The sequence below is a fragment of the Agrobacterium rosae genome (assembly GCF_002915175.1).
In the GTDB taxonomy this organism is placed as follows: domain Bacteria; phylum Pseudomonadota; class Alphaproteobacteria; order Rhizobiales; family Rhizobiaceae; genus Agrobacterium; species Agrobacterium rosae.
The window spans coordinates 586899-602209 of the sequence record NZ_NXEJ01000006.1 but is presented as its reverse complement, the minus strand read 5'-3'; the positions used below and the strand labels follow the sequence as shown (position 1 = coordinate 602209).

General features: G+C 57.6%; 16 protein-coding genes. 9 read left to right on the top strand and 7 right to left on the bottom strand.

The window, feature by feature from the left end; genetic code table 11:
• Positions 1–34 precede the first annotated feature (34 nt).
• The 4 genes from ppx to CPJ18_RS14225 form a co-directional block, all read right to left on the bottom strand.
• On the bottom strand, positions 35–1555 hold the full coding sequence (gene ppx / locus CPJ18_RS14240; RefSeq protein WP_077106527.1) for an exopolyphosphatase: 1521 nt from the start codon (positions 1553–1555) through the stop codon (positions 35–37).
• The gene (locus CPJ18_RS14235; RefSeq protein ID WP_077122721.1) at positions 1552–3753 is read right to left on the bottom strand and encodes an RNA degradosome polyphosphate kinase; all 2202 of its coding nucleotides are present in this window, start codon (positions 3751–3753) and stop codon (positions 1552–1554) included. The genes ppx and CPJ18_RS14235 overlap by 4 nt, the downstream gene beginning before the upstream one ends.
• Before the next feature lie 150 nt (positions 3754–3903).
• Positions 3904–4617 (bottom strand): DnaA regulatory inactivator HdaA, encoded by a 714-nt coding sequence (hdaA, locus tag CPJ18_RS14230; protein WP_103659060.1) that lies wholly within the window; start codon positions 4615–4617, stop codon positions 3904–3906.
• 3 nt (positions 4618–4620) lie between these two features.
• Positions 4621–5775 carry an AI-2E family transporter gene (locus CPJ18_RS14225; protein ID WP_077122723.1) on the bottom strand — a complete coding sequence of 385 codons (1155 nt, stop codon included), beginning with the start codon at positions 5773–5775 and terminating at the stop codon, positions 4621–4623.
• 237 nt (positions 5776–6012) lie between these two features.
• On the opposite strand from CPJ18_RS14225, the gene purM reads away from it, so the two are divergent.
• From purM to CPJ18_RS14195, 6 genes are all read left to right on the top strand, one after another.
• Positions 6013–7086 (top strand): phosphoribosylformylglycinamidine cyclo-ligase, encoded by a 1074-nt coding sequence (purM, locus tag CPJ18_RS14220; RefSeq protein ID WP_103659059.1) that lies wholly within the window; start codon positions 6013–6015, stop codon positions 7084–7086.
• Entirely contained in the window at positions 7083–7742 is a 660-nt protein-coding gene (gene purN, locus CPJ18_RS14215; protein ID WP_103659058.1) for a phosphoribosylglycinamide formyltransferase, read from the top strand. Before purM ends, purN begins: the two co-directional genes overlap by 4 nt.
• A 77-nt stretch (positions 7743–7819) precedes the next feature.
• Positions 7820–8059, top strand: coding sequence for a type II toxin-antitoxin system Phd/YefM family antitoxin (locus CPJ18_RS14210; RefSeq protein WP_103659057.1), 240 nt, complete (start codon positions 7820–7822; stop codon positions 8057–8059).
• The gene (locus CPJ18_RS14205; protein WP_103659056.1) at positions 8059–8457 is read left to right on the top strand and encodes a type II toxin-antitoxin system VapC family toxin; all 399 of its coding nucleotides are present in this window, start codon (positions 8059–8061) and stop codon (positions 8455–8457) included. The genes CPJ18_RS14210 and CPJ18_RS14205 overlap by 1 nt, the downstream gene beginning before the upstream one ends.
• Positions 8458–8519: 62 nt before the next feature.
• A complete protein-coding gene (locus tag CPJ18_RS14200) occupies positions 8520–8759 on the top strand; it encodes a type II toxin-antitoxin system ParD family antitoxin (protein ID WP_103659054.1) in 240 nt (79 codons plus the stop codon).
• Positions 8756–9043 carry a type II toxin-antitoxin system RelE/ParE family toxin gene (locus CPJ18_RS14195; RefSeq protein WP_103659052.1) on the top strand — a complete coding sequence of 96 codons (288 nt, stop codon included), beginning with the start codon at positions 8756–8758 and terminating at the stop codon, positions 9041–9043. The genes CPJ18_RS14200 and CPJ18_RS14195 overlap by 4 nt, the downstream gene beginning before the upstream one ends.
• An 8-nt stretch (positions 9044–9051) precedes the next feature.
• On the opposite strand, the gene CPJ18_RS14190 is transcribed toward CPJ18_RS14195, so the two are convergent.
• Positions 9052–9669, bottom strand: coding sequence for an NUDIX domain-containing protein (locus tag CPJ18_RS14190; protein WP_103659050.1), 618 nt, complete (start codon positions 9667–9669; stop codon positions 9052–9054).
• Positions 9670–9688: 19 nt separating this feature from the next.
• A complete protein-coding gene (locus CPJ18_RS14185; protein ID WP_167397900.1) occupies positions 9689–11887 on the bottom strand; it encodes a molybdopterin oxidoreductase family protein in 2199 nt (732 codons plus the stop codon).
• A gap of 17 nt (positions 11888–11904) precedes the next feature.
• Between CPJ18_RS14185 and CPJ18_RS14180 the strand changes: the two genes are divergently transcribed.
• Entirely contained in the window at positions 11905–12750 is an 846-nt protein-coding gene (locus CPJ18_RS14180; RefSeq protein ID WP_077106537.1) for a 23S rRNA (adenine(2030)-N(6))-methyltransferase RlmJ, read from the top strand.
• A gap of 5 nt (positions 12751–12755) precedes the next feature.
• Here the strand turns inward: CPJ18_RS14180 and CPJ18_RS14175 are convergent, their stop codons facing one another.
• A complete protein-coding gene (locus CPJ18_RS14175) occupies positions 12756–13712 on the bottom strand; it encodes a lysylphosphatidylglycerol synthase domain-containing protein (RefSeq protein ID WP_077122731.1) in 957 nt (318 codons plus the stop codon).
• 209 nt (positions 13713–13921) lie between these two features.
• Between CPJ18_RS14175 and CPJ18_RS14170 the strand changes: the two genes are divergently transcribed.
• Complete coding sequence (locus CPJ18_RS14170) at positions 13922–14650, top strand: ribonuclease T2 family protein (protein WP_103659048.1); 729 nt, start codon at positions 13922–13924, stop codon at positions 14648–14650.
• Between the two features lie 21 nt (positions 14651–14671).
• A complete protein-coding gene (locus CPJ18_RS14165; protein WP_103659046.1) occupies positions 14672–15268 on the top strand; it encodes a glutathione S-transferase in 597 nt (198 codons plus the stop codon).
• Positions 15269–15311 lie beyond the last annotated feature (43 nt).

Genomic DNA, 15311 nt, shown 5'->3' with positions numbered 1-15311 from the left:
CGCACAGGAGTGAGTAGCAAAAAGTCTGCTAACCTCACTCAAATACGAATGCCAGCTTTTTGCCCGTCAGCTTCGAAAGCTGCTGAAGCCGTCCTTCCAGACGTTCGCCGGCGAAATCGCAATATTCATGCGGCACGACGAATTCCAGGTCGATATCGTCGCGCTCCGAGCGGCGGAATTTGAGGTGGTCGACCACCCCAGGCATTGACGCCGAGAACAGATAGACCACACGCAACAGGCCACCCAGCAGCTTCGCCAGAACTTGCATTCTCTCACCGGCAATGGCCGTCAGATGCTCCGTCGTGCCGTTGTCGTTCAAGCCTTCAAAGCGATAATAATTGGCCAGTGCGATATAGGCCCGGCCCGGATGCGTGATGGCGATGAACGACGAGTGGGCGATGATGTTCAGCGCCTGCAATCCACGATAGTCGGGATGCGCGCGCCAGCTGATATCCGCCAACAGGCAGGCAGCTTGCCGATACCGTGCCTCGTCAGGCGTCTCATCGATACCGAAGATCGGCACCGTTCTGCCGCTCCAGTCCGCAAGTTCGCGTGCATGTTCGGGCGAACGGGCGCGCAGAATGGCCAGTTCGTCGGCAACGACAAGCAGAGGATCGGCATTCTGCTCGGCTTCTGGCAACAGCGAATAGAGATAGCCTTCGCGAACGCCTTGCGCCGAAAACGCGATCTTGGCTGGCTTCATCGTCTCCAGCACTTCGCGCATCGCGACGGCACCGAATGGCAACAGCGTGCGGCGGTTCTTTGAGACCGCCTGCCATGCCGGGTCCTTGCTATCCTTGGAGGCAATAACCTCATCCAGAAAACTCAGCATATCCGCCAGTGGCAATTCGTAACCCTGCATCATGTGCAGGGGGTAGCCGGTGATTTCCATATGCAGCTTGGCAATGTTACGCCATGTGCCACCGACCGCATAGAATGTGCGCCCCTCACCCTTGGCGAGCAGCTTTGCAGTCTTCACCTGCTTCTTGGTGAAGCTGGTGGCCTTCTCGATCGAGCCGCCGGAATATTCCGATAACCGCAATCCACCCAGCGGAAGGGTAATACCTTCACCACATGTCTTGCCTTTGATGTCGATGAGTTCAAGCGAGCCACCGCCCAGGTCACCGGCAATACCGTCGGCATCATGGAAACCGCTGATCACGCCATAGGCGGAATAGAGCGCTTCCTTTTCGCCGGAGAGAACCTCGATCTCGCAGCCGAGAATGGCTTCCGCATCACGGATGAAGTCCGGGCCGTTGGAGGCTTCACGGGCCGCAGCCGTTGCCAGCACGTAAAGTTGCTGCGCCTGCGCCTGTTCGGACAGAGCATGGAAACGGCGCAGCGCGGCTAGTGCGCGCGTCACGCCTTCCTCATCCATGCGACCCGTCAGGGCAAGGCCCTTGCCGAGGCCACACAGGACCTTTTCATTGAACAGCACCGCTGGGGCGCGCGAGAGACCTTCATACACAACGAGACGAACGGAGTTCGAACCAATATCTATGACGGAAACGGGGGCGAGACCGGTGAGCCGCCCCTGTGCTTCTGATCGTGTCATTCAGCCTGTTTCTTGCGGGCTGAGCTCAGCCCGGCTATCAATTTGGGCGCACTGGATTTCAAGGCTTCACCACGTCCCGAAAGGCTAGGATTGGTCATGAAATAGTGCTGCGCGTTGAACGGTTCCTCGCCTTTGCGCACCTCGATGCGCCTCGACGTTCCGTCCGGCAGTATCTCGTAGCTCTGCTGGTTGTCAATGAGATTGCCCAGCATGATCTGTGAAAGAACCTGCTCGTGCACCGTTGGATTGACCAGCGGCACCATTGTTTCCACGCGTCGATCGAGATTTCGCGGCATCATATCGGCCGAGCCGATATAGACCAAAGCCTTGTCGGATGGCAGGCCATAACCATTGCCGAAGCAGAAAATACGGCTGTGTTCGAGGAACCGTCCGACAATGGATTTGACGCGAATATTGTCCGATAGGCCCGGCACCTGCGGCCGCAGGCAGCAGATACCACGGATGACCAGATCGATCTCGACACCGGCTTCGCTGGCGCGATAGAGCGAATCGATGATTTCAGGATCGACCAGCGAATTCATCTTCATCCAGATCGCCGCGGGCACGCCATTTTTGGCGTGTTCGGTTTCATCATGAATGTGCTTGAGGATACGCGAGCGCATCGTATAGGGCGAAACCGCCAGTTTCATCCCCTCTTCCGGCTCACCATAACCGGTGATGAAGTTGAAGATGTTGGCCATATCATGCGCAATCTTCGGATTGCAGGTGAAGAAGGACAGGTCCGTATAAACCTTTGCCGTCACCGGGTGATAGTTGCCCGTGCCAAGGTGGCAATAGGTCCGGAGCTTGCCGTCTTCACGGCGCACGACCATCGACATTTTCGAGTGTGTCTTCAGTTCGATGAAACCGAATACGACCTGTACGCCAGCGCGCTCGAGATCTCGTGCCCAGCGAATGTTCGCCTCTTCATCGAAGCGCGCTTTCAGCTCCACAAGCGCCGTCACCGACTTGCCGGCATCAGCAGCGTCGATCAGCGCGCGCACGATGGGGCTGTCGTTGGAGGTGCGGTAAAGCGTCTGCTTGATGGCCAGAACGTTCGGGTCTCTGGCCGCTTGCAGCAGGAACTGAACGACCACGTCGAAGCTCTCATAGGGATGGTGAACCACCATGTCCTTTTCGCGGATGGCTGCGAGGCAATCGCCCGCATGCTCGCGCACGCGCTCCGGGAAACGGGCATTGTAGGGTTCGAACTTCAGGTCTTCACGCGGCGCTTTGACGAGTTCCGATATCGTGTTCAAGGCCAGTAGGCCGGGCAGAACAGCAACGCGGTTGTCCGGCACGCCCAGCTCATGCACCACGAACTGGCGCAGCGACGGCGGCATTTCGCTGTCTGTCTCGATACGAATGACCGAGCCGCGACGGCGGCGCTTCAAGGCGCTTTCGAAGTAACGGACCAGGTCTTCGGCCTCTTCTTCAAGCTCGATATCGCTGTCTCTGATAATGCGGAATGTTCCGAAGCCGCGCACGGTATAACCGGGATAGAGCCGGTGGATGAACAGGCCGACGACATCTTCGAGCGTGATGTAACGGATCGCGGTCTTGTCATCCGGCAGACGCACGAAACGGTCCAGCGCTGGCGGCAGGCGAAGCAGCGCCGTCATCGGCTCACGACCGTTGACGCTATCCAGCTGCAAGCCCATGGAGAAGCCGAGATTGGGAATGAACGGGAACGGATGCGCCGGATCGATCGAAAGTGGCGTCAAGACCGGGAAGATCAGCTCCTCGAATTCGTTTTCCAGCCAGACACGATCCTGATCGGAAAGTGATGCGGGACGAACGATGTAGATGTCTTCCTTGGCGAGATATTGCTGGAGAACGGCAAGCGAGGCCTGTTGCTCCATCTGAAGGTTGTCGATTTCCTTTAGGATATCTTCGAGCTGCTCGGCGGGCGTCTTACCATCAGGCGTCTTGACGGTCACGTTCTGGCGGACCTGTCCTTCCAGACCGGCAACGCGAACCATGAAGAACTCATCGAGGTTGGCAGCGGAAATCGAAAGGAACCGCAGGCGCTCCAGCAGGGGATGAGCCGTGTTGAGCGTCTCTTCCAGAACCCGTCGGTTGAACTGCAGCCAGGAGAATTCACGGTTTATGAAACGCGAGGGGCTGTTCCATAGGTCTTGAACCTCGGCTGCCGTTTGCGTGCCTTCGTCCACACCGTCCTGCACTACCGAATCCATCGAATACTCCGCCCTCTAATAGATCCAGACCGATGGCTGCAACACAAGGTAGCGCGCGCAGCTTCTGGTCTTGTTGAGACATCGGCGATTTAAAAACCGCATCCAATGCCGTTATGGCCGTATAACAGTTTGACGACGGAACTGTGACAGTCAATCCTCATCGATATCGCCGCCCAACTCCGTCAGCACTTCCGCTGCCATAGCCCTGCTGATGCGCGCTCCGCGCGACAGGCCGAGACGATCCAGCCGTTCAACTATTGTCTGCGCGGCATTGAGCGACCGCTCCATCCGCGCCACGATATAGCTGACAAGCTTGTCATCCATATAAAGCTGGCGGTCGGCAAACAGTTTCATCAACACCTGACCGAGCAAATCCTCGTCCGGCTCTCCGATCTCCACCACTGTCGCAGCCTTCAGGCGCGAGCGCAGATCGGGCAGTGTCACCGGCCATGCAGCGGGCCATTCACGCGTGGTGATCAAGAGCGAGGTGCCGTTTTCACGCACGCTGTTGATGACATGAAACAATTCCGTATCGTCGAAGCCGTCTCTATCCGCGTCCTCGAACAGCACGGGGCCGCTTTCGGCGGCGCGTGCGGCATCCCCGCCTGCCTGCGGCTTTATCTCCACGGCTCCACTGGTGTTTTTCCAGATGCTGGCGAGGTGGGATTTACCAGACCCTTGAGGGCCAACCAGAATGACGACAGGCGAAGGCCAGCGCGGCCACTCATCCACGATGCTGACGGCGGCGTGCAGCGGTGCGGCGACGAGCAAATCTTCGCGGCCCGTTGCCGTCTGATGGGAAAAAGCAAGCGGTAGCTGCTCGGCTCTCGGCCTGCCAGCACCGGGTTTATGGTTTTCAGTCATCTTTCAGCTCTGGGAATCAATCTTTTTCGGCGGTAACGCCTCTATCGCTGCACCCTCGCCATCCCATGGTAGCGTAGCGGCGCGACCGTGGTAGAGATCGCTCTCGAGATAACGAGACAGTGCAAAGCGCACCAGCACACCAACAGCCGCTGCCGCAGGTACCGCGACCAGCAGGCCAACGAAGCCGAACAAAACGCCGAACGCAAACAGTGCGAACATCAGCCATACCGGGTGCAGGCCGACACTGCTACCGACAAGTTTCGGCTGCAAAATATTGCCTTCGATGAACTGGCCAGAGAAAAACACCGCCAGGACGAGAATGACGTTGACGTAGTCAGGCAAGAACTGAACCAGCGCGACACCAACAGCCAGCACGAGACCGATCATGGAGCCGACATAGGGAATGAAGCTGATTGCGCCTGCGAAAAAGCCGATCAGCAGCCCGAAATTCAACCCGACCAGCGAAAGGCCCACGGCATAGTAGACACCGAGGATTAGGCAAAGCGAGCCCTGGCCACGAATGAAGCCTGCGATGGTGCTATCCATATCACGCGCAATCTGGCGCACGGTTGCCACGTGGTCACGCGGTATCCAGCTGTCGACCTTTTCGATCATGCGATCCCAGTCCAGCAACAGGTAAAATGCGACAACAGGTGTCACCACCAGAAGCGAAATCACGTCAACCAGCGACTTGCCGGAATTCCAGATTTGCGTCAGCAGCGTGCCGATGAAGCCAGCACCTTCGGTCAGCAGTTTGGAGAAGTTTTCCTTCACCGTATCGATCTGCGCGCTGACCCAGCCTGGCAGCAGATTGGTATCGGCACCGGCGATGAGTTGCTGCAGCGACGAGATATATTGCGGAATGCGGGTGATGAACTCCGATGCCTGCGCGACGATCAACGGAATGATGATGATCAACGACAACGCAAACAGCAGCACGAAGGACACGAGGATCATCACGCTCGCCATCATCCGGCTCAGACCCCGACGCTCCAGCCAATCCGCGATAGGATCGAGGAAATAGGCGAGCGCCATGCCGGCCACGAAGGGCAGCAGAATGGAGCTGAAGACCATCAGGAACACGACGAAAAACACGAGAGCGCCCAGCCAGAAAAAGATCTGGCGTCTCAGGTTGAGGCCTCTGATATGTGGTTGCATCGTCTGCTCCTTTGAGCGCCTGTGCTCGTAACGCCGTGGTTAGGAGATAGGATGCGTGGACCGGACTGGTCAAGTGTGGCACCGTTGCCAAATTCGTCACGGCTGACCTTTCCCATAACAATACGGCTAAAACAGCCAAAAGGCGTGAAAAACATGCCTTTTGCCGCACTCATACTTGCATCGTCACCCGTCTCATGCGAATGGCGACGCCAAACGGAACCAGTGGAGACGAGAGCCATGAGCCAGTCGGGCAAGAACGGTCTTACCTACAGCGATGCAGGCGTGGATATCGACGCCGGAAACCTGATGGTCGAGAAAATCAAGCCAGCCGTGCGCTCCACCCGCCGCCCCGGCGCGGATGGTGAAATCGGTGGCTTCGGCGGCCTGTTCGATCTGAAAGCCGCAGGCTTCACCGACCCGGTTCTGGTCGCCGCCAATGATGGCGTCGGCACCAAGCTCAAGATCGCCATCGACGCGAACTACCATGACACCGTCGGTATCGACCTCGTCGCCATGTGCGTCAACGATCTCGTCGTGCAGGGTGCCGAACCGCTGTTCTTCCTCGACTACTTCGCAACCGGCAAGCTGGACCCGGATCAGGGCGCTGCCATCGTCACCGGTATTGCCGCCGGTTGTCGCGAATCCGGCTGTGCTTTGATCGGCGGCGAGACCGCCGAAATGCCGGGCATGTATTCGGATGGCGATTACGATCTCGCAGGCTTTGCAGTCGGCGCTGCCGAACGCGGCCAGCTTCTGCCAGCGGGCGACATTGCCGAAGGCGACGTCATTCTCGGCCTTTCATCCTCCGGCGTTCACTCCAACGGCTTCTCGCTGGTGCGCAAGATCGTCTCTCTCTCCGGTCTCGACTGGGATGCCCCGGCCCCCTTTGCCAAGGGCAAGAAGTTGGGGGAAGCGCTGCTGACCCCAACACGTATCTATGTAAAGCCGCTTCTGAAGGCGATCCGCGAGACCCGCGCTTTGAAGGCACTGGCGCACATCACCGGCGGCGGCTTCCCGGAAAACATTCCGCGCGTTCTGCCAAAGCATCTGGCCGCTGAAATCGATCTCGACGCCATAAAGGTTCCCGCCGTCTTCTCATGGCTTGCCAAGACCGGCGGCGTTGCCCCCAACGAAATGCTGCGTACCTTCAACTGCGGCGTTGGCATGATCGTGGTCGTGTCCCCAGAGAACGCTCAGACGGTCACCGACGCTTTGACGGCCGAGGGCGAAACCGTTTTTGCACTGGGTCGCATGGTCGCACGTGCGGAAGACGCACATGGCACGATCTATAAGGGTACGCTCGGCCTATGAGCACCGCCCCTGCCCGCAAGCGCGTCGTCGTTTTCATCTCCGGCAGCGGCTCCAACATGATGGCGCTGGCGCAAGCGTGCCAGGCCCCGGATTTTCCGGCCGAAATCGCCTGTGTCATTTCAGACAAGGCGACAGCGGGCGGTCTTGCGAAAGCGCAGAGCCTCGGCATTCCCACCCTCGTTTTCGAGCGCAAGACCTATTCCAGCAAAGCCGAGCACGAGGCCTCCATCCTCGCCGCCTTGAGCGAAATCGCACCCGATATCATCTGCCTTGCCGGTTACATGCGCCTGATCTCCGGCGATTTCATCGCGCCCTATGCTGGCCGCATCATCAACATCCACCCGTCCATCCTGCCGCTCTTTCCCGGCCTCCACACCCATGAACGCGCCATCGAAAGCGGCATGAAGATCACCGGCTGCACGGTCCATTTCGTTACCGAGGGCATGGACGAAGGCCCGGTCATCGGCCAGGCGGCAGTGCCGGTTTTGGTCAGCGATAACGCAGACACCCTCGCGGCCCGTGTTCTGACCGTGGAACACCAGCTTTATCCTAGGGCGCTCAAGCTTCTGGCCGAGGGCAAGGTAAGGATGGAGGGAGGCAAGGCCGTGCGCGGCGAAGATGCCTGTGACATTGGGCAGCAGCTGATTTCTGCGTAAAACCTCAGACTTGGCCAACCGCTTGACCAAGCCCCCTTTGACTTGATACCTTCAGCCTGAAGTGGAGTTCTCGAGCCATGACGCTCACGGTAAAAGTCGGCGAAGCAAAAACACATCTTTCCGAGCTTCTGGCGAAAGTAGAAGCCGGCGAGGACGTGGTTATCGCTCGTGGTAACGAGCCCGTCGCCCGACTGATAAAGGCCAATGATCGCCAAGAGCGTCGACGAATGCTGGATGCATTGCGGACAGAAAGAGCGCAGCGATCAATCGTCAGCGCCGACGACATTCAGGCTTGGAAAAGCGAAGGCAGGCGTTAATGCCATTCGTTGTCGATGCATCCATTGTTGCCGCATGGTTCTTGCCGGATGAGACAAATGACGCCGCAGACAAAGCGCTGGATATGCTCGAAACCGAAGACGCTATCGCTCCCGACCTTCTGTCCCACGAACTCCGAAATATCCTGCTCTCGGCAGAGAAGCGAAAACGTATAGATCAGGATGCGATCTTCTCGATCCTATTGCGCTTCACCAACCTGCCTCTAACCCTCGTCAGCGGCGGCGATCATATCACCATCATGCGGCTGGCAAAAAAGCATTCGCTGTCCGCTTACGACGCAGCCTATCTGGCACTCGCCGTCTCACACGCCATACCACTTGCCACAGGCGACAAAAAACTCGCCGCTGCCGCAGCCGCTGAGAACGTGGCATTTGCCTGAGTTGCCACTATTCCATGAACTACCAATCTTTGGTACATTCTTGTCCAGCGCAGGAGTAGGCAATGGGAAAGAACACATCCGTCAACCTCAACGATCACTTCGACACGTTTATCGAACAACAGATCGAACAGGGTCGCTACACCTCTGCCAGTGAGGTCGTTCGCGCCGGTCTTCGACTTCTTGAAGAGCGGGAAGCGGAACTGAGCAACCTGCGTGCTGCCTTGGTCGAGGGAGAAAATTCCGGTTCTGCCGCTTCATTTGATTTCGATGCATTTATTCAGCGCAAGAAAAACGCCGGATGAGGGCATATCGTCTGACGCCGAAGGCGCAAATCGATCTCGAACTTATCTGGGACTATACGGAAAAAAGTTGGGGTGTGTCGCAAGCCGAAGTCTATGTTCAATCGATACGAAAGACGCTGGAAGGTTTGGCAGACGGCTCGGTCATCTCCCAGTCTGCCGAGCATATTCGTAAAAAATATCGCAAATCATTGATCGGCTCACACATCATTTTCTTCAAAGAGAACAATGATGCTGTTGAGGTTGTTCGTATATTACATCATCGAATGGACACGAGCCGCCTCTAAATGCTTTCTTACAACTGCGCCCGATTGAGCATCGCCCATTGCAGCAAAATGATCGTCTTCGCGTCGGTGATTTCACCCGTCGAGATCATGCCGAATGCCTGGTCGAGCGGAATGGACAGAACCTCGATGTCCTCGCCTTCCATTGCCAGTCCACCGCCGAGACCGGCTTTTTCGTCTAGATCGACGCGTGCGTAAAACAGTCCGACTTTCTCCGTCAGCGTGCCGGGGCTGGCGTAGGTCTGGAAAAGATATCGAACCTCGTTCACCGCATAACCGGTTTCCTCCATAGCCTCGCGGCGGATGGCTTCGTCGGGCTGGTCGTCATCGATCAAGCCTGCCGGCACTTCCAGCATAAAACTTGGATCGCCATTCACGAAGGCGGCGGGGCGGAACTGGCGGACGAGAACCACCGCATTCTTTTTCGGGTCGAAAAGAAGAATGGCAGCAGCACTGCCGTGGTCGTGCACTTCGCGATCAATACGGATCACACGTCCGTCCGGCATTTTTTGGTCGAAGACCAGTGTCTGTAGGTGAACGAAACGCTTCCAGACGGTTTCTTTCGAGACCAGCTTCACCCGATCCTCGTCGGAAATATGCGCCATTGTGCCATCAATCGATTGGGTCATTAAAATTCCTGCAACTCTCTCAGGCCTTGTTCAGCCAGACCTTATTGTCGTGAAAAGCAGCCCCGCCATAGGGCGCGACGGCATCGCCGCCGGTCAGAATGTTGATGCCCTCACCATCCATATGCGCCTTGTTGGGCCACAGCCCTTCGGCAATCAGCACACCCGCTTTCGCCCCGTCAACGATCTTGGCGTGAATGCGCAGTTCTCCCCGCGCATTGCCAATCCGCACGATATCGCCATCGACAATATCAAGACGTAGCGCATCGGCAGGACAGATCATCACCTCCGGGCGTCCCTCTTTCTGAACGGACGTTTTCGTCTCCGCAAAGGTCGAGTTCAGGAAGTTGCGGGCGGGTGATGTCGCCAGACGGAACGGATGCTCGGCATCGGCCACTTCGATGACATCCACCTGATCCGGGAACTTCGGTAGCTCCGCCACCAGACCCATGACCGGCACATTCTTCGGCGGTTTGTTGGGGGATGGACCGCTCTGCCAATCCGGGCTGAAGCGGAATTTTCCGTCCGCATAACCGAAGCCCTCGAGATAATGCGCGACCTCAAACGGCGGCTGCGCGTCGATCCATTTCTCCTCGGCAAGGCTATCGAAATCACCCCATCCGCCCGGATTCAGAATGAGATCGATATGCTCACGCTCCGTCATACCGAAGCCCGGCATATCAGAGACGCCGAGGCGCTTGGCGAGTTCCTCGATGACGAAGAGATTGGTACGAACGGTCTCAGGCGGCTCCACCAGTTTGGGGCCGAGCAGAATGTGGTTCTGGCCACCGGCGCGGTAGATATCATCATGTTCGAGGAACATGGTGGCGGGCAGCACGATGTCGGCCAGTTCCGCCGTCTCCGTCATGAACTGCTCATGCACGGCAACGAACAGATCGTCCCGCAGGAAGCCCTGCTTTACCAGCCGTTGCTCCGGGCAGACATTGACTGGGTTGGTGTTCTGAATCAGCAGCGCCGTTACCGGCCCGCCATAACGCAAAGCCTCGGCATCGCCGGTCAGAACGCGACCGATCTGCGATTGGTCGAGCTGGCGCACATTTGGGTCGGCATAGGCGGTGCCCATCAGTTCCGCCTTGTTGAGCCGGAAGATGTCGCCATTGTTGTGAAACGCGCCGCCGCCTTCATATTGCCAGGAGCCCAGCACGGTGGCGATGGAAAGCGCCGCATGCATGGCAACTGCGCCGTTGCGCTGGCGGGCGAAACCGTAACCCAGACGGAAAAAGCTCTTTTGCGTGGTGCCGACTAGCTTTGCGAAAGCCTCGATTTCTTCGACCGAAAGCCCGGTAATGTCTGCGGCCCATTGTGGGGTCTTGGATGCGAGATGCGCTTCCAGCCCGGCGGGATCATCCGCGAATTTCGCCATATAGGCCCGGTCGGCATAACCGTCGCGGAAGGCGATGTGCATCACGGCGCAGGCAAGAGCCGCATCCGTGCCGGGACGCACGATCAGCTTCATATCCGCCTGTTTCATGGTCGGATTGTCGTAGATATCCACGACCACGATCTTGGCACCACGTTCCTTCCGGGCTCTGATGGCATGGGTCATGACATTGACCTGCGTGGCCACCGCATTGGTGCCCCAGATGACAACGACGTCAGCCTTTGCCATCTCGCGCGGGTCAGGCCCGCGAAGAGCACCGGTGCCCATCACATAACCGGTCCAGGCCATGTTGGTGCAGATGGAGCCGAAAAAGCCGGAATATTTCTTGGCGTGGCGAAGCCGCTCTATGCTGTCGCGCTGCACCTGCCCCATGGTTCCGGCATAGAAATACGGCCAGATGGCTTCCGCACCATGCTTTGCTTCCGCCTTGACGAAAGCGTCGGCAATCTCATCGAGAGCGTTCTCCCAATTGATCTCCTGCCAGTCGCCCGCCCCTTTTGCGCCCTTACGGCGCTTTGGGGTCAGCAATCGGCCAGGATGGTAGATCCGCTCGGAGTAGCGCGCGACCTTGGCGCAGATGACGCCAGCCGTGTAGGTGTTGGCATTGGCACCCCGCACACGGCCGATTCGGCCATCGGCGGTGATGTCCACCTCCAGCGCGCAGGCGCTTGGACAGTCGTGCGGACAGACGGTGTGGCCGATGCTGACAGCATCAGTCACGGCTTTGGCGGAAATCGGGGTCGCATCATTCATGACTTTTGTATATTGCAAAGGCAATGCGGCCAAAAGGGCCAAGTGACGACCATCAAGAATATTCATAAAAGGCATCGGCGCGCATGAACTATCGGCACATCTATCACGCAGGCAATTTTGCCGATGTTCTCAAACATGCGGTCATGGCGCGGCTCGTGCGTTATCTGCAAAACAAGGACAAGGCGTTCCGCGTTCTCGATACACATGCAGGTATCGGCCTTTACGACCTGTCCTCCGTGGAAGCCCAGAAAACCGGCGAATGGCAGACCGGCATCGGCAAGTTGCTGGACGCGGACCTGCCGCCAGCGGTGGCGGAGCTGCTGGAGCCCTATCTAACAGCGGTCAGAGAACTCAACCCTGATGGCGGCATCCAGTTTTATCCGGGCTCGCCAAAGCTGGCGCGCATGCTGTTTCGCCCGCAGGACCGTCTGTCCGCCATGGAACTGCACCCGGATGACTTTCGTGCGCTGTCCCGCCTTTTCGAAGGTGATTATCAGGCGCGCGTAACCGAACTCGACGGCTGGTTGTCGCTCGGCGCGCATTTGCCGCCCAAGGAAAAGCGCGGCCTCGTGCTGGTCGATCCGCCGTTCGAAAAAGACAACGAATATGAGCGGCTGGCCGAAGGCTTCCATAAAGCCTATCGCCGCTTTTCGACCGGCACCTATTGCCTGTGGTACCCGCTGAAAAAAAGCGCTCCAATCAAGGACTTCCACGAACTTCTTCAGTCATACGAGATTCCGAAGATGTTGTGCGCCGAGCTTTCCGTGCGCAGCGACCGGGTGGAAGGCCTCAGCGGTTCCGGCTTGATCATCGTCAACCCGCCCTTCACGCTGAAGGAGGAGTTGCACACGATTTTGCCGGTGCTGAGAGCCACGATGGCGCAGGACCGGTACGCCTCACACCGCGCATTCTGGCTGCGCGGCGAGTAGCTGCGTTACTTCAGTTCCGCCTGCCGCTCTTCCCGCTCCGCCACGGCCAGTTGTGACCTCTCGAAAAAGAGGATGATGAACAGGCCGATGATGAACGGAATGATCAGGTAAAACAGGCGGAACACCAGAAGTGCTGCGATAACGTCTGCCGGGTTCATGTCCGGCAGGCCGGTGACGAAGACAAGCTCCAGCACACCGAGACCGCCGGGGGCGTGCGATATCAGCGCCGCGGAAAACGATATCAGGAAGATTCCGAGAATGACCATGAAGCCCGGATTTCCGGCTTCCGGCAGGGCGAAGTAGATGATGCCAGCCGCACCCAACAGCTCGATTGGGCCGATCACCAGCTGCTGTATGACGAGGTGCGGTGCCGGGTAGAACAGCGTGAACGAGCCTATTCTCAAAGGACGAAGTTTGAACAGGCTGCCGAGCAAATAAAGGCCAGCGATTCCCAGCAGAATAACGCCCGTTGTCGCAGAGGCCTCAACGGGCAGAACACCGACGAATCGCTCGGTTATCTCAGGCTCGTACACCAGAATGAAGCCGACGAGCATGATGGTACCGATGGCGAAGGTGAACGAACACAGAGCCACCAGCACGCCGATTTCCGAAACGCTGAGACCTTTGGACGTATAGGCACGGTAGCGCACGACGGCACCTGAGAATACCGATGCACCAACATTGTGCGACAGGGCGTAGGTGGTAAATGACGTCAGCGTGATGAAAACCCAGCCAACTTTACGCTTGAGATGTTGCAGGGCAATCCGGTCATATCCTGCCAGTGCGGCATAGGCCACGAGGGTGCAAAGTCCGGACATCAGCCAGTGGTGGGGATTGATGGCGGCGAGACTGCCCCAAACGTCGTCCAAGGACAGGTGTTTCAGTTCCTTGTACAGCAGCCAGACGGAAAAACCGATGGTTGCCACGCCCACGACGGGCCAGATGTATTTTTTCAATTTCATACGGACATGCCTGAACTGTCTCCCCCATCCGCACAGCGTGGCTTTTTGCCGGATTCGCTGAGCTTATTCGTTATACAAGCTCCGTTTCAACTAAGACTATCACCCATGGTTCATTTTTCGGTCGCCTGTTTGCCACAGTGGCGGGATGGTATAAAACCCGATACCGATCAAGACTTCGTCATCGCGGCCATGGAAAGATAATTGACCCAATGAAACAATATGCCGGTTTTATTGCATTGGGTGCACTTTCACTGGCTGCGGCAGGGTGGTTTATGTTTGCTGATCAAAAGCAAGAGACACCACGAAAGCCGATCACCATTTCGGCAACTGCGCCTTCACCTATGCAAACGCCGCAGCCGCCCGTTGGTTCAGGCTTTGATTTTTACGTGCTGTCACTGTCGTGGTCGCCGGCGTTCTGCGCCAGCGATGCCGGTCAGAACAGCCGCCAGCAATGCGGCAGCAATCGGAAATACGGGTTCATCGTCCACGGCCTGTGGCCGCAGAATGAAAGTGGCTATCCCGAATTCTGCGGGAAGGACAAACAGGAGCGTGTCCCTGATAGCCTTGGCCGCAGCATGTTCGACATCATGCCGTCCATGGGCCTCATCGGCCACCAATGGCGCAAGCACGGATCGTGCAGCGGTTTGTCGCAAAAGGATTATTTCGATACGATTCGCGCCGCCTATCAGCGCGTCAATCTGCCCAAAGACCTATCATCCGGCACCAGCAGCAAGACGCTCTCCGCAGATGCCGTCGAAACTGCCTTCATTGCTGACAATCCGGGCATGACGAAACAAGGTCTTGCAATCAGCTGTGACGGGCCAAGGCTGGAAGAAGTCCGCATCTGCATGAACAAAGACCTCGGCTTCCGCAGTTGCCCGGAGGTAGACCGAAAAGGCTGCCGTTCAAACACCACTGAAATCATACCCATCCGCTAAACCCCTAGAGGTAGAATATCCATGGAATTGCTTTACTCGCCCGCCTCCCCCTATTCCGCGAAAGTCCGCATGGCCGCGCGTTATCTCGACATCGACCTGACCAGCGTCAGTGTCGATACCAACGCCCAGCCAGCAACGTTGATGGATAACAATCCTCTAGGCAAAATCCCCGTGCTCATTCTGGATGAAGGCGGCTCGGTCTATGACAGCGTCGCCATCATGCATTATCTGGACCGTCTGTCGGGCGGCAAGCTTTACCCGAAAAAGGGCGAGAAGCGCACGGAGGCCGAAATTCTGGAGGCGCTGTGTGACGGCATCATGGATTGCCTTCTGGCCATCGTCTATGAGCGCCGCTCCCGCCCCGAGGACAAAGTCCACCAGCCATGGATCGAAAAACAATGGGGCAAGGTGGTCAAGGGTCTGGATTACCTGAATGCTAACCTGCCAAAAACAGGAAAGAAGCTGCACGGCGGTCACTTCGCGCTTGCGGCGATGATCGGTTATCTCGATTTGCGTTTTGCAGGGGAATGGGCTGATGGCCGCAAGACGCTGGCGGAATGGCCGCACGCATTCGGCAAACGCTTCAAGGATTATGCCGAGATGAGAGCACCAGCCTGAGACAGAAAAAACGGGGTGGTTTTAACCATCCCGCCACATTTGC